Raw genomic sequence first — 22,347 nt, 5'->3', positions numbered from 1 at the left:
GGGGCAGAAACAATGCTATTTGGACTTGATGGGGTCGAAATCGGCCTGATTATCGTCTTTCTCTGCCTCTTCGGAGGCATTCTCTCGGGCTTTCCAGTGGCGTTTGCCATCGGTGGCGCAGGTGTAATCTCGTTTGGTATTATTGCCGCGCTCGATAGCGCTGGTATTCTCGTGCACCAGGCCATTGACACGGGCTCGGCCATGTACGCCGATTTGATCGCGCAAGGGATCAAGGCGGATACGATCTCGATATTCAGGTATCCGGATTTGCCGACTTATGCGGAGCCTGTTTTCAAAGGCGGTTGGGAAACCGCCATGGATCGCAACATTTCGTTCATCGTGAACCGTATGAACGAACGTGTGTTGGCGGGTCAGTCAATCGAAACCCTCCTGGCGGTTGTGATGTTTGTCCTTATGGGCATCACACTGGAACGCTCTAAAATTGCAAACGACCTTCTGACAACGATGGCGCGCGTCTTTGGTCCGCTGCCTGGTGGTTTGGCTGTGTCGGTTGTGGTTGTGGGTGCGTTCCTTGCGGCCTCCACGGGTATTGTGGGCGCTACAGTGGTGACCATGGGCCTGCTGTCGCTGCCAACCATGCTTAAGCACGGTTACAACCCTAAGCTGGCAACCGGCGTGATTGCGGCTTCCGGTACGCTGGGCCAGATCATTCCGCCGTCTATCGTGATCGTTCTTTTGGGAACACTGGCGGGCGACCTCTATTCGGCGGCACAGGAAACACGTGCTCAGGTGGCTGGTTGTTCCGACGCGTTGACCTATCTGGGTGAGCCGGCGGTTGTCTCGGTTGGTACGTTGTTCCAGGCGGCTTTGTTGCCGGGTATTATGCTCGCAGTGCTGTATGGCCTCTATGCCTTCGGTTACGCGCTGATTAATCCGAAGGAAGCCCCCGCGGTTGAGTTCGGCGAAAGCAGCGGCGAAGCGGTGACAAAGCGCGAGAGCATGACTTGGTTCCTCTTCGTGCCTGCTGCTCTGATCGGTGGTGTGATCCTGATGGGTCAGGTCAACTTGATTGGCAACCAGCACATCGTTGTGGACAGCTTCTCGGATGCCGGCAAAACAGCGAGCTTGCGTACCAACGTAAGCGAAGAGTGTTCGGCGTCTATGATTGATCTGCATGGTGAAGAGGCGTGGAATACTGCTCTGGCTGAACAAGCCGCAATTGACGAAGCCGGGGGCGTGGCTCAGGCCCGTGCGTTGACCGATGAGGAGCGTCAGGAACGCTTCGCTGAGAAGGTCGCCGCTGCCGCTCCGATTGGTTCCGGAATTGCGATTGGTTTCCTTCTGTTGGGTCTGGTTTTGACCACGGCTCGCGGCGTGGCCCCGAGTAAGGATCCAAAACCGCTCTTGATTGGTGGGGCTGGCGTTCTGCTGGCTATTCTGGTGGACATCCTGTTCATCCGGCCGACCACCACACCGGGCTGGACCCTGATCTATCTGGCGGTGCCGCTGGCGTTGACACTCTATGGGTGTCGTGAGGCGACCCGTCGTCTGGGACAGAACGAACTCTTACGCGTTGTGTTCCCGCCGCTGGTTTTGATTGTTGCCGTGCTTGGTTCCATTTTGGGTGGCATCACCAATCCGACGCCTGCTGCGGCGTTGGGTGCGGGCGGTGCGATCCTGCTGGCGGCCTATCGCAAGCTGCACGATCAAGGCAAATCCGGTGGGCTGATCATCTGGGCGACTTTTGCGATCATCATCATGATCCTTGTCGGGGTGAATTTTGATCTGCGCATCAACCAGGAAGATGTGGCGCTTGAAAACCTGATCGCCTTCGCGGTGGCCAAGATTGCATATCTCTTTGCAATGTTTGGTTTCCTTTATGGCTGTTGGGTTCTGATGCGCGGCAAGGTGCTGACACCTATTGTTCGGGAAACCGCGAAGGTGACCTCGATGGTGTTCACCATCCTGATCGGTTCACAGCTTCTGAACCTTGTTGTGATCAGTTTCGGTGGCGAGCACTACATTCAGCAGTTCCTGCGTTCGTTTGACAACGAATTGACGGTCTTCCTGATTGTGATGCTTGTGCTCTTCATTCTCGGCTTCGTGCTCGACTTCCTTGAGATCATCTACATCGTAATTCCGATCGTTGGTCCGGTGATCTACGGCGGTACATTTGATCCTAAATGGGTGACGATCATGATTGCCGTGAACTTGCAGACGTCGTTCCTGACGCCTCCGTTTGGATTTGCACTCTTCTACCTCAGAGGGGTTGCTCCAAAAGAGGTCACAACCGGCCACATCTACAAGGGCATCATTCCCTTCGTGCTGATCCAGGTCGTTGGTTTGGGGATCCTTTGGTACTTCCCGAGTATCGTGACGATCCTGCCGGCCCTGATCGGGAACTGATCCTAGATATTGAGAAAGAGCGGGGGCCTACGGGCCCCCGTCCCAATTTGTGGACTATGTCAGTTGCAGAAGGTCCCAACGGTTACCAAAGGGATCGCGCCAGACAGCGACCAAGCCGTATTCCTCTTGGCGGGGGGACTCTTCAAACTGCACACCACCATCGAGCATCGCGGCATGATCGCGGGCGAAGTCGTCAGTGTGGAGAAAGAGGCCAACCCGTCCACCAAATTGTCTTCCAACTATGGCGCGCTGCTCACACGTGGCGGCACGTGCCAAAAGAATGGTCGTTTGGCTGCGCGTGTCAGGAGCGATAACAACCCAGCGTTTCTCAGAGGTAACCCGTCGATCCTCGCGCAAGACAAAGCCGAGCTTTCCAACATAGAATGACAGCGCCTCGTCGTAGTCGGGGACAACGATCGCGACAGCGTGCAGGTGGCGCGTCATATTACTTTCGGGTACCGAGAATGTCGGGGAGCTGGATATTGGCAACCTGTTCGGCGATCGGGTCGGCGTTCAGCGGATGCTGTGTATCCTCGAAGCGCGTCGGATCACCGATGGGCTGCCATTCGCCGCCATGATAAACTTCGAGGCCCGAGAACCGGGACTTGTAGTGCATCTTCTCGCTGCCTGGCACCCAATAGCCGAGATATACATAAGGCAGGCCAGCTTCGCGCGCGATTTCGATGTGATCGAGGATCAGATATGTTCCGAGCGACTGCTGTTGACGATCCGGCGTGTAGAACGAGTAGACCATCGACAAGCCGTCCTCCAGCACATCGGTCAGCGATACGCCGATCAGATCCCGACTCTGGCTGTCCGTGTATTCTACGACGCGCGACCGGATCGGTGTCTCTTCGATCATCGCGGCAAACTCGAACACATCCATATCCGCCATGCCGCCATCGGCATGACGCCGATCAAGATATGAGCGGAAAAGCTCGTACTGCTCTTCGGTGGCCCAAGGCGAGGTTGCGCGGCGTTGGAGCCCAAGGTTTCGGCGCATGGTGCGGCGCTGACTTTTGTTGGGCTTGAACTTGGAAACGTCGATCCGCGCCGACAGGCAGGCTGCACAATCGGTGCATGACGGACGGTAGAGCACGTTCTGGGACCGGCGGAAGCCTTGATGGCTGAGGGCGTCGTTCAACGCTCCGGCGCTGTCTCCCTGCAGCGCCGTGAACAGTTTACGTTCCATCCGCCCGGCCAAGTAAGGACAAGGTTGTGGGGCCGTCACGTAAAACTGGGGCGTTAATGGTAAGGTGTGGCGCATTGCGCTCCGGAAAATAGGGTCACTTTCCACGATAGCAATAGGTTGTTGGAGCGCCAAGCCCCGGATTCTGCTCCGTTGGTTAACATCTTTGTGGTTAACGAGGGGCTTCAGTAACGTGCGGCACGGTTGATCGCGACGGTGCCGAGCAGATGATCTGTTAGGCCTTGGGCGCGGGCGGTCGTCATCATCAGAACGATTGAAACAACCTGAATGATAAAGAACGTAAAGCTGATGTGGTAGCCCAGCGTGTGCAGGAACGCCGTTCCCAGATCAAAGCGATTGCCATCCATGCGGCGCATTTCGATGGATGTGAGCCGCATACCCCACGTAGCCGAATTGTTGGCCAGCGTGATGGCGCGGTAAGCGAACCCCACAACGAGAAGCAGGAAACCAAAGAAGAAAATACCTGTGAAGGCTGTGAGCGGAACAATCAGAACACAAACTACCGTGACAAGTATTGTGTCGATGATCCAAGCCATGAAGCGCTTGAATGGAACGTCGGCATAGAACTCCGATTGGAGCTCAGGATCAGGCAGGGTGAAGCTGCGTTGCGACATGGAGTTTTCTTCCTAAGATACTGGAAAACAGAAAAAGGAGCGGCGGTTGCGCCGCTCCAGTCATCATAGCACAGGCGGACTTAGGCGTCCTCGGTCTCCGGTTCTCTCGGTTCGGCGGCCTTTTTGGCGCGCTCGTCCATGAACTGGTCGAATTCGGCTTTGTCCTTGGCCTCGCGCAGACGCTGCAGGAAGTCTTCAAAGCTGCGCTGCTCGTCTTCGAGGCGACGCAGTGTTTCGTCGCGGTAGCTGTCAAAGGCGGTGTTGCCGGACGATTGCATCATATGCATGCGACGGGACCGGCCGCAGCTGCGGTGGCTTTTCTTGAACATTTCCTTGCTCCAGATCATGTAGAACAGAAGGGCCAGACCAACGGGCCAGAAGAAGACAAAACCAAGGACCATGGCAGCGATCCAGGCGCCTTTGCCTTTGCTGTCGAGCCAGGCCTCGGACTTGCCAAGCCAGCTCATGTGCTGGGTGTCGGCATGTTGGGCGGTAGCGGCAGGTGTCATTTGTATCTCCGGTGTTCGGTGTGACGTTGAATGTAAATCGTGTTTACATATCCAAGATTGTCATTGTTTGAGAGCAATGCAAGAGGGTATGTGAATGTTTTTTACATTTTTGTGTTTCGCCTTTTAATAATTGATGTTTTTTAAGGGTTTCCTGGTTCTGTTTTGCGTCGGCAATACGTCGGTATTGCGACTGTGCATGCCGGCGATGATCTCAAAAGTTAAAGCAAAGTTCGTTTCGTGAGCGAATTTTTTGGTGGTTTCGAACGAGGGATTCGGCCTTTGCATTGCCTTTCACGAGGGAAGAGTTGAAGGTTCTCGAATGACTGACCGAGTTCTTGCACTGTCCGAGTTGCTGAAGTTGGAAACCCGCGTTTGGGGCGCACTAGTCACGGGGGACAGCAGCTCTGACGCCGCATTGTTGTCTGAAGATTTCGTCGGCGTTTACCCCGATGGCTTCGCAGGCAAAGACGCGCATGTCGGTCAACTCGACGGCGGCGGTACGGTGGCGCAGTACAAGTTGAGTGATGTGCAAATTCGGTATCTGGGCGAAACGGCCTCGATCTTGATCTATCGGGCGGACTATCTGCGGGTTGGGAACCACGAATGGGAGACGATGCTTGTCAGTTCTTTGTGGGAGCGTCGAGCTGGCGCGTGGATCAATACGTTCAGTCAGGATACGCCTTTGACCGGTGAGACAGTTGTTTAGGCGTCGTGTGCCATGCGCCGTCGTTTTGTGCCAGTGCGGCGGTCGGGCCGATTGACCTCATTGGCAGTCCTGCGCAAAGTCGCGCCATGACATTTGCCAGCCGCATAACCCGCCTCCCAATTGCTTTTGATCCCGACCTAGGTGCAGAGGCTGCCGCTCTGGTACCTGCGCTCTCCGGTGACCTTAAAAAGCTGGTTGCGGGTGCTGCAGGAAGTTCCCCATACCTCAAGGGGTTGGTTGCACGCGAAGCGGACTGGCTACCGTCAGGGCTGCACGCGCCCGAAACGGCGCTGGCCGAGGTGTTTGCTGATTTGAGGGCGGTTGCGCCGGATCAAATGCCTGCGGCTCTGCGACAGGGTAAGCGGCGGATCGCGTTGCTGACTGCATTGGCCGACCTGAGCGGTGTCTGGGCATTGGAAAACGTCACGGGGGCCCTAACCGACTTTGCCGACCTGGCGAGCCAGCTGGCGCTTGAAACCACGATCGGAGCTGAAATCAGGCGCGGCAAGTTGCCGGGCGCGACCGTAGATGACATTCCGAGTGCGGGTGGCATGGTGTCGATTGCGATGGGCAAAATGGGGGCGCATGAACTGAACTACAGTTCTGACATCGATCTCATCTGCCTCTTCGATGAGACGCGCTTTGACCCCGACGACTATCATGACGCGCGCGCTAGTTTCATTCGTGCGACGCGCAAGATGGCGGCGATGCTGAGCGACATTACCGGCGACGGGTATGTGTTCCGTACCGATCTGAGGTTGCGCCCCGATCCGTCCGTGACGCCGGTCTGTATCGCGATGGAGACCGCGGAGCGGTATTACGAAAGTCTAGGGCGTACTTGGGAACGGGCAGCCTACATCAAGGCGCGCCCTTCCGCTGGAGATCTCGCGGCAGGGCAAAAGTTTCTGGATACTTTGAAACCGTTTGTGTGGCGAAAGCATCTGGATTTCGCGGCAATACAGGACGCCCACGACATGCGGCTGCGCATTCGAGAACACAAAGGCCTCGGTGGGCCGATCACGCTTGACGGGCATGACATGAAGCTGGGCCGCGGTGGCATTCGCGAGATCGAGTTTTTCACGCAGACGCGCCAGATCATTGCAGGGGGGCGTGATCGGGACCTGCGAGATCGGCGGACTGTGCCGGCGCTGGGACATCTGGCAGAGAAGGGCTGGGTGCCCGAAGGCGCGGCAGCCACTTTGTCAAATCACTACCGGTTCCACCGCGAGGTCGAGCACAGGGTTCAGATGGTCAACGATGCACAAACGCACCGCTTGCCGAAGACGCCTGATGGATGGGCGCGGGTGGCAGGATTAATGGGGCGAAATGTGGCGGAGCTTCAGGAGGACTTGCAGGAAAGGCTGACTGAAGTGCACGAGTTGACCGAAGGCTTCTTTGCACCAGATGCCGGTACGTCAGAACCTGAGTCCAGCGAGGCTCTGGACCAAGCGGTCATCGACCGCTGGGCCACTTATCCCGCATTGCGCAGTCCACGGGCGGTGGAAATATTCGAGCGTGTGAAGCCGGAAATATTGCGACGCCTCGCAGACACTGCACGACCTGACGAAGCCTTGCTGGCTTTGGACGGGTTTCTGAAGGGGCTACCAGCAGGTGTGCAGTTGTTTTCTCTGTTTGAGGCAAACACGCATCTGATTGACCTTTTGGCTGACATTGTCGGGACGGCTCCCGCCTTGGCGCAGCATCTGTCGCGAAATTCAGGCGTTTTTGATGCTGTGATCGGTGGGGCGTTCTTTACGGACTGGCCGGGTGTTGGCGGATTGTCGGATGAGCTTAACCTACGTTTGCAAGCAGAGGTGGACTATGAGCATTCGCTGGACGCTGCACGGCGGTGGGGCAAGGAGTGGCAGTTCCGTATTGGCGTGCATTTGTTGCGGGGGCTAATCGATGCGCAAGAAGCAGGTGCGCAGTATGCCGATCTTGCACAGGCGGTTGTGGCTGGTGTGTGGCCGTCGGTGGCGGCGCAGTTCGCGGAGAAACATGGCCCACAACCGGGGCGAGGCGCGATGGTGCTCGGGATGGGCAGTTTGGGTGCGCGGAGGCTGAATGCAACGTCAGACCTGGACCTCATAGTGATCTATGATGCGGACGGCGTTGAGTTTTCTGACGGACGACGCCCATTGGCCGCTCGAGCGTATTACGCGCGTCTGACGCAGGCCCTTGTGACGGCATTGTCTGCGCCGATGGCGCAGGGACGGCTTTATGAGGTGGACATGCGGTTGCGACCCTCGGGTACACAGGGGCCGGTCGCAACCTCTTTGGCCTCGTTCAAGAACTATCAGATCAACGAGGCATGGACTTGGGAGCATCTCGCGTTGACGCGTGCGCGGCCTATCGCCGGAGAAGACTCGCTGATGCAAGAAGTCGAGGCATTCCGCTGTGAAGTTCTGGCCAGGCCGCGCGATGAAGCGCAGGTGCGGATCGACGTCTCTGAGATGCGCGCGAGGATTGCGGCTGCGAAACATCCTGACGGGCCCTGGGATGCCAAGATCGGCGCCGGGCGACTGCAAGATATTGAACTTGTTTCCCAGGCGGGGGCACTGTTGGCAGGTCATGCCAGACGCGCTGTTTCCGAGGGGTTACAGGCCGGTGTCGCAATTGAATGGATGAGCGCCGCAGAAGCGGCAGAGCTTGAGGCCGCATACGCGCTTTGCTGGCAGGTACAATTGGCGTCAAAGCTGCTAAGTGGATCGACGATTGATCCAGAAGCGATTGGGGCCGGTGGAACAGCGTTTTTGTTGCGGGAAACAGGTCATGAAGACATTGAAGGGTTGCTCGCCGACATGGACGCGGGGTCGACACGGGCAGCGGAGATCATTTCAGATGCTCTGGCGCGCGCGCCGAGGACAAGCTGAACCGGGGCTGGCGAGGAGACTGAAGTTGGGCAAAGACAGATTTGATCCGAAGGGTTTGATCGCGGAAAGCTACAAGATCGAAGGCATCGGTGCTCCGGAGTGCCGTTCGATTTTCCTGGACTGGGCGTTGAGCCTTGGGGGAGACATTGACCCGAAGGATGCGCTTCCGACGCTGATTTCCGCCTATGCGCGGAGTGAGCCTGACCACCCGATGAGCGCCGTTCTTGAGCAAGGTTTGGTCCAGATGCAGGCGCCCAAGCGTCGTGGAGGATGGCGCGCTCGCCAGCGCAACTAAAAGCAAAACAAGGGTTTTTAGGGTTAACGAAGCGTTAAATTCCCCTGAATCGTCCGGCCAGTGACGCATTCCCGCCCCATTTCAAAGCGATTCTCCTTGCATGACAGCAGAGGCCGAAGGCCCGAGGAGATGGACATGAAACGTGTTCGACTGATTGCAGCGATGGTTTTGGGAATGAGCGCGGCGGCATGCAGCTCGGTAGATACCGCGACCCGGAACGCACCGTATGAAAACACCCCGTCACAAGTGACGGCCCCGGCGCCGTCGTTCCAGCTGGTTGGCATGAACGTGGCTGTGCCCACGACCCTGACTGTGTCCGAGCGCAACAGCTATTACCCGGGCGGGGACATCGTCTGGCGCGGTGACGCTTATGGTAACCGCTACGAGCAAGTCAAAGCGATCTTTGAAGATGCAGTTGAGCTTGGTGGCGGTTTGGCGCAGGGCGAGATCCCGGTTGTGGTGAACATCGAACTCAAGCGCTTCCATGCCCTGACCGAGAAAACCCGCTACAGTGTTGGCGGTATTCACTCGATCGATTTCGTGATGACCATCTCTGATCCGGTCACCGGCGCCGTTCTGCGAGGCCCGAAAGAAATCAATGCGAACCTTGTTGGCTACGGCGGCGAGAAAGCTCTGCAAGCCGAGGCGCGGGGCCTGACCCAGAAGTACCGCATTACACAACACCTCGCTCGCGTCGTTCTGGAAGAGATGACCACTGCGACAGGTTTTGTGCCTCCCAAAGGTGGCGTGACTGCGCAGGTCGTACCGCTGACCGCGGTGAAGCCGCTCTGATCGGACCTTTTCAGCGACAGCATAATTGATTAGGAGGGCGGCATGAATATGCCGTCCTCTTTGCCTGTTGTGCGCCTTAAACCCAAAGCCAATGCCCGCGCGATCCGTCATGGTTTCCCGTGGGTTTATGACAATGAACTGGTGACTGACCGACGTACCAAGGGGTTGGCCCCCGGCACGTTGGCCGTTCTGGAAGACGACAAACGGCAGCCAATGGGCCTCGTCGCGACAAATAGCAAAAGCCGGATTTTCTGCCGAATGCTGGACCGGAACGTCGGTGCGTCGATTGATCAGACTTGGTTTGCCGCGAAATTTACAAAAGCATTGCAAATGCGGGAACGGCTATACGAAACGCCGTTTTATCGGTTGATCCATGCTGAGGCGGATGGGCTGCCTGGGGTGGTTGTGGACCGGTTTGGCGCGACAGCTGTGGTGCAGCCCAACGCGGCATGGGCCGACGCGTTGCTTGAACCGATGGTGGCAGCTCTGGTCGAGGTCACAGGTGTTTCCAATGTGATCAAGAACGGCTCGGGACGTGCGCGGGGATTGGAAGGTCTGGAGGAAGACAGCGCTGTACTGATTGGCACAGCTCCGGCGGCACCTGTGCCGGTTGTGATGAACGGCGCGACCTATATGGCGGATTTGACCGGCGGACAGAAGACCGGGCTGTTCTATGACCAAAGACCAAACCACGGGTTTGCCGCGTCGCTTTGCAAAGATGCAAAGGTGCTCGATGTTTTTAGCCATGTTGGGGGCTTCAGTCTTGCAGCTTTGGCTGGGGGCGCGGCAGAAGCGACCGCGGTAGACGGTTCTGCAGCCGCTTTGGAATTGGCTTTTTCCGGTGCGGCGGCCGCCGGTGTCGAAGATCGGTTCTCCACTCGCAAGGGCGATGCTTTTGATGTTTTGACCGCCTTGAATGAGGAAGGAGCGCGATTTGACGTTGTGATCTGCGACCCTCCCGCGTTCGCACCGAGCAAGCCCGCGTTGGAAAAAGGTCTGCGCGCGTATGAGCGGGTTGCGCGATTGGCGGCGCCCTTGGTGACCGAAGGCGGGTATTTGGGACTTTGTTCCTGTTCCCATGCGGCGGATGTGACGCGGTTCCGCGGCGCAAGCTTGCGCGGCATCGGACGGGCAGGGCGGCAGGCTCAATTGATCCACACCGGTTATGCCGGTCCGGATCATCCGCTGATGCCGCAACTTGCAGAAAGCGGTTATCTCAAGTCGCTGTTTTTCCGGCTGTGAGGCTGTTGCTTGATACCTGTGTTCTGTATCCGACGGTGATGCGGGAAGTTCTGTTGGGCGTGGCCAAGACAGGCGCGTTTGAACCGCAATGGTCGGCACGCATTCTGGAAGAATGGGCGCGGGCAGCACGAAAAATCGGCCCGACTGGAGAAGCGCAGGCACGGGGCGAGATCGCGCTGGTTCAGGCTGCTTGGCCAAAGGCGGAAGTTACCTGGAATCCTTCGCTTGAAGACCGGCTTTACTTGCCAGACGCCAATGACGTACACGTTTTGGCCGCCGCGGTCAGCGGATCAGCCGACGCTATCGTAACGGTGAATGCCAAAGACTTTCCAAGGCATTTGTTGGCCGAAGAAGGGCTCGAGCGGATGGAACCTGACGGCTTGCTTCATAGGATTTGGCTTGAAAACCCGCTTGCTGTGGAATCCGTGTGCGAGAAGGTTCGCCAAGAAGCGGAGCGTCTGAGTGGCCGAGAATGGGCTATGCGAAGTTTGCTAAAGAAAGCGCGATTGCCAAGACTGGCGAAGGCGGTTGGTTAGATGAACCGACCATGACGCCTGAACTTCGACCTAGTTTGATGCAATTCCCCAGTCGTTTTCCAGCTTTTCAATTGCCTTGACCCGCTCCTCAGGTTTCGGGTGGCTCAACAGCCACGCCGGTGTTGTTGCGCCATGCGCCCCCGTGATGTGAGGCAGGCGTTCCAACAGACTCTTCTGGGCGCTGGTTCCGATGCCGGATTTGACAAGCAGGGCGGAGGCGTATGCATCCGCTTCGTATTCGTCCACGCGCGACAGGCGGGCCATGAGCAGACTCATGACGGAATTGGCGATGATCAACCCAACACCGGGTAGGAAACGGTTCAACACCATCGCCAGTGCTGTACGAACCGCATTCTGTCCCGAGAAATCAATCATGCGGCGGCGCGTGTGGCCCAAAGCCACGTGCCCAAGCTCGTGGGCAATGACTGAAGCCAGTTCCGACGGCGTGACCTGACCGGCCTCGTAGCGGTCGATAAAACCGCGAGTTAGGAAAATGCGGCCATCCGGAGCCGCAAGTCCGTTGATCGGCTCAATTTCGTAGACATGGACTTTGATGCGGGGCAGGTCGAGGGCATTCGCCATCTTGTTGATCAGCCTGTTCAGATGCGGATCATCCAACGTGGTTGAGTTGTCGTCCAGCGATCGCGCAGTACGCCACGCCGAAAAGCGGACCATCAGAACACCGTAGAGTAAGGCAATGAGAATAGGCGCGAATTTGATCATGTGATCAATATGGTTGGCTTCAAAAAAAGAACAATACCGGATGCTGTGATAAGACTGGACCTTTTCCCGCGACGGTGGCAGGTATTTTTCCCGATACTGCCCCAGTTCGGACGTAATTGGGCGGAAGATGAAAATTAAGAACTCAATTTCTATTTCTAGTAGATAGGTTAATTAATATGCACTTTTGGATCTATCTCAGCTATCGGGGGATGCTGCGGGCTTTGGGTGGGTTTTCTGCCCTCATGGTTTTGGTCACGATGCCGGGTTTGTTGGCGCGTTTGTCCATCGGGGCGCTGCCTCATGCCACGATTTTTTACCTTTTGCTGACGTTGTCCGGCTGTGCACTTATCTTCAAAGGATTGCGTCCCAAATGGGTTGATCGGCCTCTGGGCTTTCAGCAGGGGTTGCTGATTTTTTTGACTCTTGTGGTTGTCGGTTTCGGTGCGGGCGAACTTTCCGCCAAAGCCGTTATGATGTCAGACATGAAACTCGCGACGGCTCAGAGAATGACAATCGCGCTGTGGTCCGTGGCCATGTCGCTTGGCACAGTAGCGGGGATCACAGGAATTATAGTGTGCTTTTTCAAGGATGTATCCGGGAGTCGCGCCGTATTCGGGCAAAGTTCCCGCGGGATCTAGCGCACCAGCTCTCGCATGCCTTGTTCGAGGCCTGCCAATGTCATTGGCACCATGCGGTTTTCGAAAATCTCGCGGATCATCTGAATCGAATGCGTGTATTGCCAATGGCTCTCTGGTGTTGGGTTGATCCAGAGGTTTGAGCTCCACTGTTCCCGAGCACGTTCGAGCCAAATCTGACCCGGCTCCGCATTCCAGTGTTCGTTGGCGCCGCCCGCATAAGCGATTTCGTAAGGCGACATCGACGCGTCCCCAACAAAGATGCATTTGTAGTCCGGGCCGTAGGTGCGCATCACTTCGTGCGTGGAAGTCTGGTCGTTCCAGCGGCGTTTGTTGTCGCGCCAAACACCTTCATAGAGGCAATTGTGGAAGTAATAATACTCGAGATGTTTAAATTCGGCGCGAGCTGCTGAAAAGAGTTCTTCTACAACTTTAACGTGAGGGTCCATTGAGCCGCCAACATCAAGAAAGAGGAGAACTTTCACAGCATTGTGACGCTCCGGGCGGGTTTTCACGTCAAGATAGCCGTTTTCCGCAGTGGAGCGAATTGTACCGGACAAATCCAGTTCTTCTGCGGCCCCTTCGCGTGCCCAGCGGCGCAAACGTTTGAGGGCGACCTTGATATTGCGGGTGCCGAGCTCCACGCCGTCGTCCAAATTGCGGAATTCCCGTTTGTCCCAGACTTTGGTGGCTTTTTGGTGCCTGCTTTCTTTTTGGCCGATGCGGACACCTTCCGGATTGTAGCCGTAGGCGCCGAACGGAGAGGTGCCGGCGGTGCCGATCCACTTGTTGCCACCCTGGTGACGACCTTCTTGCTCCTTGAGGCGCTCTTTGAGCGTCTCCATCAGCTTGTCAAAGCCTCCAAGCGCTTCGATCTCTGCCATTTCCTCAGCGCTGAGGTGTTTCTCCGCCATTTTGCGAAGCCATTCTTCAGGTATGTCGACCGCGTCCAGCACATCCTGAGCGGAGATTTCCGCGAGGCCGTCAAATGTCATGGCAAATGCGCGATCGTACTTGTCGATATTGCGCTCGTCTTTGACCATGATCGTGCGACCGAGGTAGTAGAAGGCGTCGATGTCATATGTCGACAGACCTGCTTTGAGCGCCTCCAGAAAGCCGAGAAATTCCCGCAGCGAAACGGGCACGCGAGCGGCACGGAGGTTTTCAAAGAAGCGTAGAAACATGGATCAGATAGACAGACGGTGGATCGTGAGCGTTGCGAACAGCCCGAGGATGGCAAAAATCATGGCGTAAATCACTGCATATTGCAGAATATCCAGTCTTTTGCCGCCACGTCTTTTGGCTAGAAAACCGCCAGAGATTGCCCCGACGATGGCTCCCAGAATTACGATCATGGTTTCTTACGAGCTCCCTTTCAGCGGGCTGAGCGAAGAGATGTCGCGCAATTTTTCACGCACGGCCCAGTCCGGTCCGAACCCGTATCGCGCCCAGCCGAGACTGTCCAGTCGCAGCTCTCCGGCCTCTTGCTGGCGTCCTTCGAGTTCCAGCGCTTCTGCTTGAAGAAGCATGAGGTTGGAAAGCAAGACAGCGTTTTCATAGCGCGCGGCAGTCGCAAGATGCGGGGAGGTCAGGTTTATGGCTTCTTGTCCACGGCCCGAGGCAACGGCATGAGCCGCCAGCCGCACGGAAACATGGGCCCGATGTGGGCCATAATTTGGGAAGCGGGCAAAAACCTGATCTGCATACAGAAAGTGAGTGTGCGCCGTATTTACGTCGCTGGGCAGCATTATGCGGCCAAGCGCGTAGTGGGAAAACCCAAGGCGATGATCTTCCCAGCCTTCTTGAAGTGCAATTTGCAGGGCACGGGTGGCGGCGCGGCGCCGGCCATCGGCGCTGGTGCCGGGGCCAAGTGCAACCTGAATTGCGTCGATCCAGGTACGTGGTGTCGCCTTGAGATATCTTGGAGACAAGCGTTCGCCGCGCGGATTGATGCGCGCCAAGATCGCAGGAAGTCGGGCAGCAACTTCTTCGCGCGTCATGCCGCTCTTGAGGGATGGATCGTAGTACGCGCGCAGCACGGTCATGTCGAAACCGGTCAGAACCGCATGAACATCATCGTCGTTAAATACGCTGTCGGGCAGTCGGTAGAGGTCGTTGAGTGGACCAAGCGCTTGTGCCAGTTCTTCATGCAGGCAATCGCGCGTTTCCTGGGGGGTGGTGTCGTTGGGAACGAAAATCGCGATCTTCTCGCGCTTTTGCAGATCCGCCCAGTTGGCGGCGCCGCTGCGCCGTGCGCCTTTGTATTCACGCAGAGCTGTGATGTTGGGAACGACGAAACATGCGGCTTGCGGCAGCGTCCGGCGTATGTCGCGGCGGGTAACTGCCTCGATTGTGATATTGGCGTCCGCGCTGTTGGTCAGTTTGATGTTGATCCGGGCTTCGTTGCGCAGACGGGTAAGAAGGCTGTTCAGATCGGCCATCAAGTTGGCTGGCGGTTTGCCGGTGACACGCACGGTGATGGGGCCCTCAAAGCGCGTGAAATAGGGCAGGGCACGTCCACTTTCGAGGGCGAAACTCAGGTCGAGAAAATCCCGGGTGATTTCGCGGTTTGATCTTGCGGGCGGTGTTGGGCGCGGTGTCGCAAAGCTTTTGACAGGAGGCAGCGTGGTATCGCTGATTGCTGCTCGCGTGGGTGTGCTCGAGTGCTGGACGGGGCCGCAAGCGGACAAGGCTAATGCAATTGGAAGAAGGAACCGGAACATCATTATGGACGCTGATATTTGATAAAGGGTGTTTTGGCTGCAACGCGGTCGTAAAGCTGACGCGCTGTCGTATTGAAATCCTGAGTAAGCCAATAAACTGTAGGTGAACCCGCGGCATCTGCGGCGGCGTATACTGCCTCGATCAGGGCGCGGCCAATGCCCTTGCCCCTGACGTCAGGGTCAGCAAACAGATCTTGCAGGTAGCAGACGTTTTCGACTTTCCACGCATGGCGGTGAAAGAGGTAGTGCGTCAGGCCCACGGGTTTTCCCTCCACCTCGGCAATCAGACAGGTGTAGTCTTGGGGGTCGTCCCCAAGCAGGCGTTCAAATGTGGATCGGTACACTTCTTCCGTTACTGAAGACTCATAGAAAGTGAGATAGTCCGTCCAGAGACGGCGCCAGTCGGTTTCATCCGAGGCGGTCAACGGGCGTACCGTTACAGTCGAGTTCTGCGTCATGCGGCCTCCCTATGGTGCCTCTGCCGGGCGCGGGCCTATACTGGGCTTGGATGCTAGCATTCTGCCCTGTAATTGGGGCAAGAATTCGCAGGCATCAGGCCGGTTTTCAGGTGACCGTGGTTTTTTGGTCTTCAGCGGCCTGAGCGCGCCATGAAGGCCAGCCGTTCAAACAGATGCACGTCCTGCTCGTTCTTCAGAAGTGCTCCGTGCAGTTTCGGGAGCGCGCTAGCGCCGTCGCGCTTGAGGTCTTCTGGTGAGAGGTCTTCTGCGAGAAGCAGTTTCAACCAGTCAATCACTTCGGATGTTGACGGTTTCTTCTTGAGGCCGGGTGTATCGCGGATTTCGTAAAACTGGGTCAACGCGGTGGTGAGAAGCGATTCCTTGATTCCGGGATGGTGGACCTCGACAATCTGTTTCAAAGTGTCGATTTCCGGGAAGCGGATGTAGTGGAAGAAGCAGCGTCGCAGGAAGGCGTCGGGAAGCTCCTTCTCATTGTTCGACGTGATAATGATGATCGGTCGGTGTTTGGCCGAAACGGTCTCACCAGTTTCGTAGACGTGGAACGCCATCTTGTCGAGTTCCTGCAGCAGGTCGTTTGGAAACTCGACATCTGCCTTGTCGATTTCATCAATCAGCAGGACGACACGCTCGTCGGAATCGAAGGCCTCCCAGAGTTTGCCGCGCTTGATGTAGTTGCCGATGTCATGCACGCGTTCGTCGCCCAACTGACTGTCACGTAAGCGAGAAACAGCATCGTATTCGTACAGACCCTGCTGCGCTTTCGTTGTGGATTTGATGTTCCACTCAATCATACGAAGGCCCAGGGACTGCGCCACTTGAAGAGCAAGTTCGGTCTTGCCGGTGCCAGGCTCGCCTTTGACGAGCAGCGGGCGTTCCAGTGCCACGGCGGCGTTGACCGCGACAGTCAGATCGTCTGTGGCGACATAGTCTTTGGTGCCTGCAAATTTCATAAAATTGTCCTGAACGTTCCCTGTTTCGGCGGCGACCCTAGCGTGAACATAATTTGTCCGCAATGCAGTGCTAGGGGTGGTGGACATTACGTCACGAAGGGGTTATCTGCAGGCCAGTAAAGGGGGGTTACATGTCTGACTTAACTACCACGGTGGACGTGACCCACGATAAGGGAGCAGAAATGAAGGCCGAGACTTTCCTGCCCGACGACTACCGTCCCGCAGAAGATGAGCCGTTCATGAATGAGCGGCAGACCGAATACTTCCGACGCAAACTGATCAACTGGAAAAACGAGCTGTTGGCCGAGAGCCGCGACACCATCGAGGGTCTGCAGGACAGCACGCGTAATATTCCGGATGTGGCTGACCGGGCCAGTGAGGAGACTGACCGGGCGCTGGAGCTTCGGACGCGTGATCGCCAGCGCAAGCTGGTGCTCAAGATCGACAGTGCGCTGCGTCGCATTGACGAAGGCGAATATGGATATTGTGAAGTGACCGGCGAACCGATTTCACTCAAACGGCTTGATGCCCGTCCTATCGCAACCATGAGCCTTGAGGCCCAAGAGCGCCATGAGCGCCGTGAAAAGGTCCACCGTGACGATTGATCCCTGTGATCAAGTAACATAGAGACGCCGGGCTGCCACAGCCCGGCGTTTTTTTATGCGTCAACCGTGGGTTTGCCGAAGGCAACGGGATATAGAGACAGAATGGATCTGAACGGATTGAAAGTCACCGTAATTGGCGCGGGGATCGGAGGCCTGACTGCGGCGCTGGTTCTGCGTCAACGCGGCGCCAGCGTAACTGTGCTGGAACAGGCTGAAGCCATCACGGAAGTAGGTGCTGGCCTGCAGGTGTCACCCAACGGGATGGTGGTATTGAGAGCGCTTGGATTGGAGTCCGAGCTGCAGGCCAACGCGGTTCGGGGCACGGCTGTGGAACTGCGGGACTATGCCCGAGGAAGATTGGTCTCACGGCTTGATCTTACAACGCTTGGACCGGATGCGCCTTACCATTTCATTCATAGGGCGGATCTGATCAATGTTCTGGCCGATGCGGTTCGGGCCGCGGGGGTCAAAATCCTGTTGCTGCAAAAAGTAGAAGATATCGAGCCAGGCGAACGCCCCCGGATTGTGCTGGCACACGGACAGAGCGCGAAAGCTGATCTTGTTGTCGGTGCAGACGGGCTCCATTCGCAGCTGAGATCGGTTTTGAATGGCACTGTTGCACCATTTTTCACACGGCAAGTGGCTTGGCGGGCGACAGTGCCAAACACGATCAACCATCCACCTGTGGCAAAGGTTCATATGGGTCCGCACAGGCACGTGGTGAGCTATCCATTGCGAGATGGTAAGTTGGTCAACATCGTGGCGGTTCAAGAGCGCACCGGTTGGCACGAAGAAGGGTGGCATATAGCCGACAACCCAGAAAACCTTCGGTCTTACTTTTCGGATTTTCAAGGTGAAACCAAAGACTTGTTGGCCGAAATTCAGGATGTCCGCAAGTGGGGGCTGTTCCGACATCCTGTGGCACCGACGTGGTACAGAGACAATACTGTCCTGCTCGGTGATGCAGCGCACCCCACGCTTCCATTCATGGCGCAGGGCGCGGTTATGGCGATGGAAGACGCTTGGGTGCTCGGGGATGCACTGGTCAAGGCAGATGACATAAATACCGGCCTCTCGGCCTATCAGGCCCGACGTCATGATCGAGTTAGACGCGTGGTGGATACGGCTTCGAAAAATGCCGGTCGATATCATCTAAGCGCTGCGCCGGTGCGTCTGGCGGCGCACTTCGGGTTGTCTTTGGCCTCGATGCTGGCTCCCAAGTCGATGATGTCTCACTTTGACTGGATATATCGCTACGACGTCACCAAAGAGCTTTAGGCGGCCAGATCGACCCAGATCGGGACATGATCAGAGGGTTTGGAGCGGCCGCGTTCCTCTTTGTCAATTTGTACGTCCTGTAACAGGTCAGCGCACTGCGGGCTAAGGAGGAAGTGGTCGATGCGAATGCCATCGTCTTTGTTCCACGCTCCGGCCTGATAGTCCCAAAAAGTGAATTGGCCAGATGCGGAATTTCTAGCGCGGAAAGCCTCGGTCAGACCAAGGTTGAGCAACCTGCGAAACGCAGCGCGGCTTTCGGGGCGGGCAAGGGCGTCCTCTTGCCAAACTTCCGGTCGTTTCGCGTCTTCGTCCTGCGGAATAACATTGTAGTCGCCTGCCATAAGGAAAGGTTCTTCGGCCGAGAGAAGTTCTACGGCGCGTGATTCAAGCCGTTTCATCCATGCGAGCTTGTAATCATACTTTGGGCCGGGCGTGGGGTTGCCGTTGGGCAGATAGAGGCCGCACACACGGATCGGGACTTCGCCCATGACCGTCGCCTCAATGTATCTGGCTTGTTCGTCTTCGTCGTCGCCGGGAAGGCCTCGGGTGACGTCCTCCAGTGGTAGTTTGGAGAGGATCGCAACGCCGTTGAAACTCTTCTGGCCGTGCGTTTCTACTCTGTATCCTCGTTCTTCGAAAATTTCGCGCGGGAAGTTTTCGTCGACGGACTTAATTTCTTGTAGCAACGCAACATCCGGTTGCGCCTCATCAAGCCAACGCGGCAGGGTTTCGATGCGGGCTTTGACGCCGTTGATGTTGAAACTTGCGATTTTCATGTCTGCCGTCCGATCCAATTGGTGCGGCCATCTAGGCAGCAATTACTCGCAGGAGCAAGCTGCTTTGACCTGAATCGACGCCGAGATTTGCGCGCGTTTGAGCCTTCTTTTCTCTTGGTCTTGAAGAGTTGATTCGCAGTTTTCTGCGCGGTTTTCCCGCTTTTGCGAGACAAGACACACAGAAAATATCAGAAAAATATGTCCTGACCTTTGAATGGGAAAGTTCGCTTTGTTCAGAGAGTTAACGGGCGTTCGGCACTGAACTTAAAGGCGAGTGGCTTGGAGAAAAACACCTATAAGTAGAGTTGAGGTTTAGCAAAACACGTTTTGCGGGTATGCTCTTCGAACTGTAACCTAAAAGGGAGAGACCCAATGTTTGCTTACAAAACCACCGAAACAATTAATGACTTCTTAACCTCCGAGGCGCCTTCAGATCCGTTCGTTGGCGAGGGCGTTGCTCTGTTCTCGTCGGGTCTAGAAGCCCGCAGCACCGATGCGTTCTCGGGCGATGGCGCTGAGCTGTTTTCCAGCGGATTGGTACAGCTGTTTTCAAGCGGCCTTTCTCCAAAAGCCTCTGGCCTTCGCATAGTAGAAGGCGATGGCGTCGAGATGTTCTCCTCCGGCCTCTGATCGAGGCTCGAGAACTGGAGCAGCCGGATGGGCTGCAGTTTCAAGGGGGGGACCATGTCCAACGTCATCACTCTGGCTGCTCCGAAGTGGCGTGCCGCGTATCTCGCGCGCACGTCCTCCGCGACTGAGCGGCTTGCGAATACATTTTCTAACGAACGTCGCGGGATCAATGATGTCTTTTGGCTCAAGGAGAACGCCGAGTTTCTCAACGTCGTGCACACATCGCTGCCGGAAACCTCTGATGTGGCGCCAGCGTATGAGGCTTTTTACGAGACCGTAGAGTCCCGGATCGAGTTTTTTCCGCAGTACTACCGCTTTATTTTGTCAATCTGTCTGGACTTTGAAGACCTGAGCGGGGTCTCGGAAAAGGGAGAGCGCCTCGTCGACTGGGCGCGTCAAAAGGGACTTGCTGAGGCAGAATTGTCGGATTTGCAAAGGCTTGAGGCACTCCGGCTGTTTGCCCGTCGCAGGCGCGTCCGGCAAAAGAGGAATGCCGCATTGCTTGATCGTGTGCGGCGCTTTATGGCCTTGTCTGCGCAGTTTGCTTTGCCAAATAAAAAGATCGCTTACGAACTTACGCATGCGATTTTCTATTTGTCAGATTATGGACGTGTTGATCCGGATCTCGACCGAGGTGCTCGCAAATCTCTCGAATTTTTGGGTCTATGGGCCTTTGTCGAACAGAATGCCGACCTGTTGTCAGAGGTTTGCGTGGCGATGCGCTTTGCGCGGATGCGTCCACCTGAAATTTGGCGACAATGGTTGAGGCGTCACACGGATCGGTTTTCCGTCGAACCTAACTCTATGGGGGTCGCTGCCGATGACTATCATGAGTTTTTGATGTGCCAATGGGCGCGTTTGATCGTCGAGGGGGCGGAGGGAATTGACCGCTTGCCGCCGATGGGGGGCGCGACGACATTTAAGAGACCCAAACCCATGTGCGCGCCGCTGCGCGAGCTTTCAGAAACAATCTACAACATGGCGAGCGCACGCACAGCGAACTGGCGCGACATGCGACCGGCCATTGTGTCGAAAGTGTCTGATGGCGCCAAGGATAAGCTCGCTCTGGCAGAGGCCTCTTCGCCGCGGTTTGGCGAATTCTTCTCGCATTTCGCGCGAGTTGACTTGCGTTGGGAGTGGGCGTGATGAACGGGCGTAGAGAGACCCTTTGGGGTGTCGTTTTGATCGTTGCGTACTCGGCAGCGATTTCTGCGGCAGACGCGATCACCAAACATGTCGCTACAGGTTATGCAGCTCCGCAGCTATTTGGTTTATCCGGCCTTTTGGTCGGAGGTTTCTGCTTTTTGATGTCTCGCCCAGCTGGCGTAGTACCGAAGACGGACTATGTCGGGGTTACAGCGGCGCGATGCGCGTTGGGTATCGCGGGTTCGTTGGCGTTTTTCCTTTCATTCAGGTTGCTGCCGATGGCTGAAGTTTTCTTGTTCATTGCTTTGATGCCAATCCTTTCGGCGGCTTTGTCTGGCAAAGTGCTGGGTGAACCTGTGAAATCGGGAACCTGGGCGGCGTTGGGGCTTGGCTGTGTCGGCTTACTCGTTCTGTTTCCAAACGGTCTGTCAGACGTCGGTTCAGGACACGTTATTGCTCTTGCGGCTGCAGTAATAGGCTCGTTGTCTCTTGTTTTGGCGCGATATTTGTCAAACCGGGGGGAGGGGGCGTTGGGGCAGGTGTTCTATCCCAATTTGTCTCTCGGGATCGTGATGTGTTTGGCTTTGCCATTTGTCTGGCAACCCATGAGTTGGGCGGACATTGCGCTTGTTGTGGCTTATTCGGTGGCCCTGTTTGCCGCACGCTGGTTGTGTATGGCCGCGCTCAGGCTGTTGCCCGTACATGTGGCGACAATGTTCATGAGTTTGCAATTTCTCTGGGCAGTCTGGTTGGGGGGGCATTTCTTTGACGAGACGCCCGTACCACAAGTGTTCGCCGGAGCTGCGATTATGATCGCGGCGAGCTTTGTTCTTGTGTGGCAGCGGATTGCTCCGCGTACCCGGCAAATGGCTGTTACATAGAGAAGCTGGTGCCGCAGCCGCAGGAGCTGGTCGCGTTCGGGTTGTTGATTACAAACCGGGCGCCGATGAGCTCTTCCGTAAAGTCGATTACTGCATCTGCAAGGAAGGGAAGGGAGATGCTGTCGACCAGCACCTTTTCGCCGGCGCCTTCGAGCACGAGGTCGTCGTCCTTTGGAGTGTCCAGTTTGATTTCATACTGGAAACCCGAGCATCCGCCGCCTTCGACCGCAACACGAAGGGCCTGACCATTGTCGGATGCTCCGATTTCGGCAAGACGTTCAAAGGCACGTTCGGTTACTTTTGGAGGCAGTTGCATAGTGTCACCTGAAAAGTCGCTCAATTGGCCGGTTCAATCCGGCGCGTGAGTGCAATATAGA

Annotated in this window: 25 protein-coding genes; 13 read left to right on the top strand and 12 right to left on the bottom strand. The window is 56.4% G+C overall.

Annotated features, from left to right (window positions below; translation table 11 throughout):
- Positions 1-12 precede the first annotated feature (12 nt).
- Positions 13-2,367 (top strand): TRAP transporter large permease, encoded by a 2,355-nt coding sequence (locus BXY66_RS08715; protein WP_132859737.1) that lies wholly within the window; start codon positions 13-15, stop codon positions 2,365-2,367.
- Positions 2,368-2,421: 54 nt separating this feature from the next.
- Here the strand turns inward: BXY66_RS08715 and BXY66_RS08710 are convergent, their stop codons facing one another.
- The 4 genes from BXY66_RS08710 to BXY66_RS08695 all read right to left on the bottom strand — a co-directional run bounded on the left by BXY66_RS08710 (position 2,422) and on the right by BXY66_RS08695 (position 4,700).
- Positions 2,422-2,811, bottom strand: a complete 390-nt coding sequence (locus BXY66_RS08710) for a VOC family protein (protein ID WP_132859736.1) — start codon at positions 2,809-2,811, stop codon at positions 2,422-2,424.
- A gap of 1 nt (position 2,812) precedes the next feature.
- Positions 2,813-3,634: an arginyltransferase gene (locus BXY66_RS08705; RefSeq protein ID WP_132859735.1), complete on the bottom strand. Its 822-nt coding sequence runs from the start codon at positions 3,632-3,634 to the stop codon at positions 2,813-2,815.
- A 107-nt stretch (positions 3,635-3,741) separates the two neighbouring features.
- A complete protein-coding gene (locus BXY66_RS08700) occupies positions 3,742-4,191 on the bottom strand; it encodes an RDD family protein (protein ID WP_132859734.1) in 450 nt (149 codons plus the stop codon).
- 80 nt (positions 4,192-4,271) lie between these two features.
- On the bottom strand, positions 4,272-4,700 hold the full coding sequence (locus tag BXY66_RS08695) for a DUF2852 domain-containing protein (protein ID WP_132859733.1): 429 nt from the start codon (positions 4,698-4,700) through the stop codon (positions 4,272-4,274).
- Positions 4,701-5,019: 319 nt separating this feature from the next.
- Here BXY66_RS08695 and BXY66_RS08690 point away from each other — a divergent pair, with 319 nt between their 5' ends.
- From BXY66_RS08690 to BXY66_RS08665, 6 genes are all read left to right on the top strand, one after another.
- Positions 5,020-5,406: a nuclear transport factor 2 family protein gene (locus BXY66_RS08690; RefSeq protein ID WP_132859732.1), complete on the top strand. Its 387-nt coding sequence runs from the start codon at positions 5,020-5,022 to the stop codon at positions 5,404-5,406.
- Positions 5,407-5,492: 86 nt separating this feature from the next.
- Positions 5,493-8,279, top strand: a complete 2,787-nt coding sequence (locus BXY66_RS08685; RefSeq protein WP_132859731.1) for a [protein-PII] uridylyltransferase family protein — start codon at positions 5,493-5,495, stop codon at positions 8,277-8,279.
- A 25-nt stretch (positions 8,280-8,304) separates the two neighbouring features.
- Positions 8,305-8,574 carry a hypothetical protein gene (locus tag BXY66_RS08680; protein ID WP_132859730.1) on the top strand — a complete coding sequence of 90 codons (270 nt, stop codon included), beginning with the start codon at positions 8,305-8,307 and terminating at the stop codon, positions 8,572-8,574.
- A 135-nt stretch (positions 8,575-8,709) separates the two neighbouring features.
- Positions 8,710-9,366 carry a DUF6778 family protein gene (locus BXY66_RS08675; RefSeq protein ID WP_132859729.1) on the top strand — a complete coding sequence of 219 codons (657 nt, stop codon included), beginning with the start codon at positions 8,710-8,712 and terminating at the stop codon, positions 9,364-9,366.
- Positions 9,367-9,408: 42 nt separating this feature from the next.
- A complete protein-coding gene (locus tag BXY66_RS08670) occupies positions 9,409-10,608 on the top strand; it encodes an RSP_2647 family RNA methyltransferase (RefSeq protein WP_132859728.1) in 1,200 nt (399 codons plus the stop codon).
- A complete protein-coding gene (locus BXY66_RS08665; RefSeq protein ID WP_132859727.1) occupies positions 10,605-11,144 on the top strand; it encodes an RSP_2648 family PIN domain-containing protein in 540 nt (179 codons plus the stop codon). The genes BXY66_RS08670 and BXY66_RS08665 overlap by 4 nt, the downstream gene beginning before the upstream one ends.
- 30 nt (positions 11,145-11,174) lie before the next feature.
- On the opposite strand, the gene BXY66_RS08660 is transcribed toward BXY66_RS08665, so the two are convergent.
- On the bottom strand, positions 11,175-11,867 hold the full coding sequence (locus BXY66_RS08660) for a M48 family metallopeptidase (RefSeq protein ID WP_132859726.1): 693 nt from the start codon (positions 11,865-11,867) through the stop codon (positions 11,175-11,177).
- 176 nt (positions 11,868-12,043) lie between these two features.
- Here BXY66_RS08660 and BXY66_RS08655 point away from each other — a divergent pair, with 176 nt between their 5' ends.
- Positions 12,044-12,505, top strand: coding sequence for a hypothetical protein (locus tag BXY66_RS08655; RefSeq protein WP_132859725.1), 462 nt, complete (start codon positions 12,044-12,046; stop codon positions 12,503-12,505).
- Here BXY66_RS08655 and BXY66_RS08650 read toward each other — a convergent pair.
- The 5 genes from BXY66_RS08650 to BXY66_RS08635 all read right to left on the bottom strand — a co-directional run bounded on the left by BXY66_RS08650 (position 12,502) and on the right by BXY66_RS08635 (position 16,654).
- The gene (locus tag BXY66_RS08650; protein ID WP_132859724.1) at positions 12,502-13,686 is read right to left on the bottom strand and encodes a vWA domain-containing protein; all 1,185 of its coding nucleotides are present in this window, start codon (positions 13,684-13,686) and stop codon (positions 12,502-12,504) included. The two genes, BXY66_RS08655 and BXY66_RS08650, sit on opposite strands and share 4 nt — an antisense overlap.
- Positions 13,687-13,689: 3 nt before the next feature.
- On the bottom strand, positions 13,690-13,857 hold the full coding sequence (locus BXY66_RS20450) for a hypothetical protein (RefSeq protein ID WP_165929131.1): 168 nt from the start codon (positions 13,855-13,857) through the stop codon (positions 13,690-13,692).
- Between the two features lie 6 nt (positions 13,858-13,863).
- Entirely contained in the window at positions 13,864-15,126 is a 1,263-nt protein-coding gene (locus BXY66_RS08645; protein ID WP_341785805.1) for a DUF2927 domain-containing protein, read from the bottom strand.
- Between the two features lie 101 nt (positions 15,127-15,227).
- Positions 15,228-15,683, bottom strand: a complete 456-nt coding sequence (locus tag BXY66_RS08640; RefSeq protein ID WP_132859723.1) for a GNAT family N-acetyltransferase — start codon at positions 15,681-15,683, stop codon at positions 15,228-15,230.
- A gap of 131 nt (positions 15,684-15,814) precedes the next feature.
- Positions 15,815-16,654: an AAA family ATPase gene (locus BXY66_RS08635; protein WP_132859722.1), complete on the bottom strand. Its 840-nt coding sequence runs from the start codon at positions 16,652-16,654 to the stop codon at positions 15,815-15,817.
- 182 nt (positions 16,655-16,836) lie between these two features.
- On the opposite strand from BXY66_RS08635, the gene dksA reads away from it, so the two are divergent.
- Both dksA and BXY66_RS08625 read left to right on the top strand, forming a co-directional pair.
- On the top strand, positions 16,837-17,259 hold the full coding sequence (dksA, locus tag BXY66_RS08630; protein WP_132860392.1) for an RNA polymerase-binding protein DksA: 423 nt from the start codon (positions 16,837-16,839) through the stop codon (positions 17,257-17,259).
- A gap of 102 nt (positions 17,260-17,361) precedes the next feature.
- Entirely contained in the window at positions 17,362-18,537 is a 1,176-nt protein-coding gene (locus BXY66_RS08625; RefSeq protein ID WP_132859721.1) for an FAD-dependent monooxygenase, read from the top strand.
- On the opposite strand, the gene xth is transcribed toward BXY66_RS08625, so the two are convergent.
- Positions 18,534-19,313: an exodeoxyribonuclease III gene (gene xth, locus BXY66_RS08620; protein ID WP_132859720.1), complete on the bottom strand. Its 780-nt coding sequence runs from the start codon at positions 19,311-19,313 to the stop codon at positions 18,534-18,536. The genes BXY66_RS08625 and xth overlap by 4 nt on opposite strands.
- A 372-nt stretch (positions 19,314-19,685) precedes the next feature.
- Between xth and BXY66_RS08615 the strand changes: the two genes are divergently transcribed.
- The 3 genes from BXY66_RS08615 to BXY66_RS08605 are packed head-to-tail and all read left to right on the top strand — an operon-like array spanning position 19,686 to position 21,970.
- Positions 19,686-19,943: a DUF6749 family protein gene (locus BXY66_RS08615; protein WP_132859719.1), complete on the top strand. Its 258-nt coding sequence runs from the start codon at positions 19,686-19,688 to the stop codon at positions 19,941-19,943.
- Positions 19,944-19,997: 54 nt separating this feature from the next.
- Positions 19,998-21,089 (top strand): DUF6902 family protein, encoded by a 1,092-nt coding sequence (locus tag BXY66_RS08610; protein WP_132859718.1) that lies wholly within the window; start codon positions 19,998-20,000, stop codon positions 21,087-21,089.
- Entirely contained in the window at positions 21,089-21,970 is an 882-nt protein-coding gene (locus tag BXY66_RS08605; RefSeq protein WP_132859717.1) for a DMT family transporter, read from the top strand. The genes BXY66_RS08610 and BXY66_RS08605 overlap by 1 nt, the downstream gene beginning before the upstream one ends.
- Here BXY66_RS08605 and BXY66_RS08600 read toward each other — a convergent pair.
- Positions 21,963-22,286, bottom strand: coding sequence for a HesB/IscA family protein (locus tag BXY66_RS08600; RefSeq protein WP_132859716.1), 324 nt, complete (start codon positions 22,284-22,286; stop codon positions 21,963-21,965). The two genes, BXY66_RS08605 and BXY66_RS08600, sit on opposite strands and share 8 nt — an antisense overlap.
- Positions 22,287-22,347 lie beyond the last annotated feature (61 nt).

Origin of the sequence: Shimia isoporae, from assembly GCF_004346865.1 — a bacterium.
GTDB classification, from domain to species: Bacteria; Pseudomonadota; Alphaproteobacteria; order Rhodobacterales; family Rhodobacteraceae; genus Shimia; species Shimia isoporae.
This window is presented reverse-complemented; position numbering and strand designations above follow the sequence as displayed.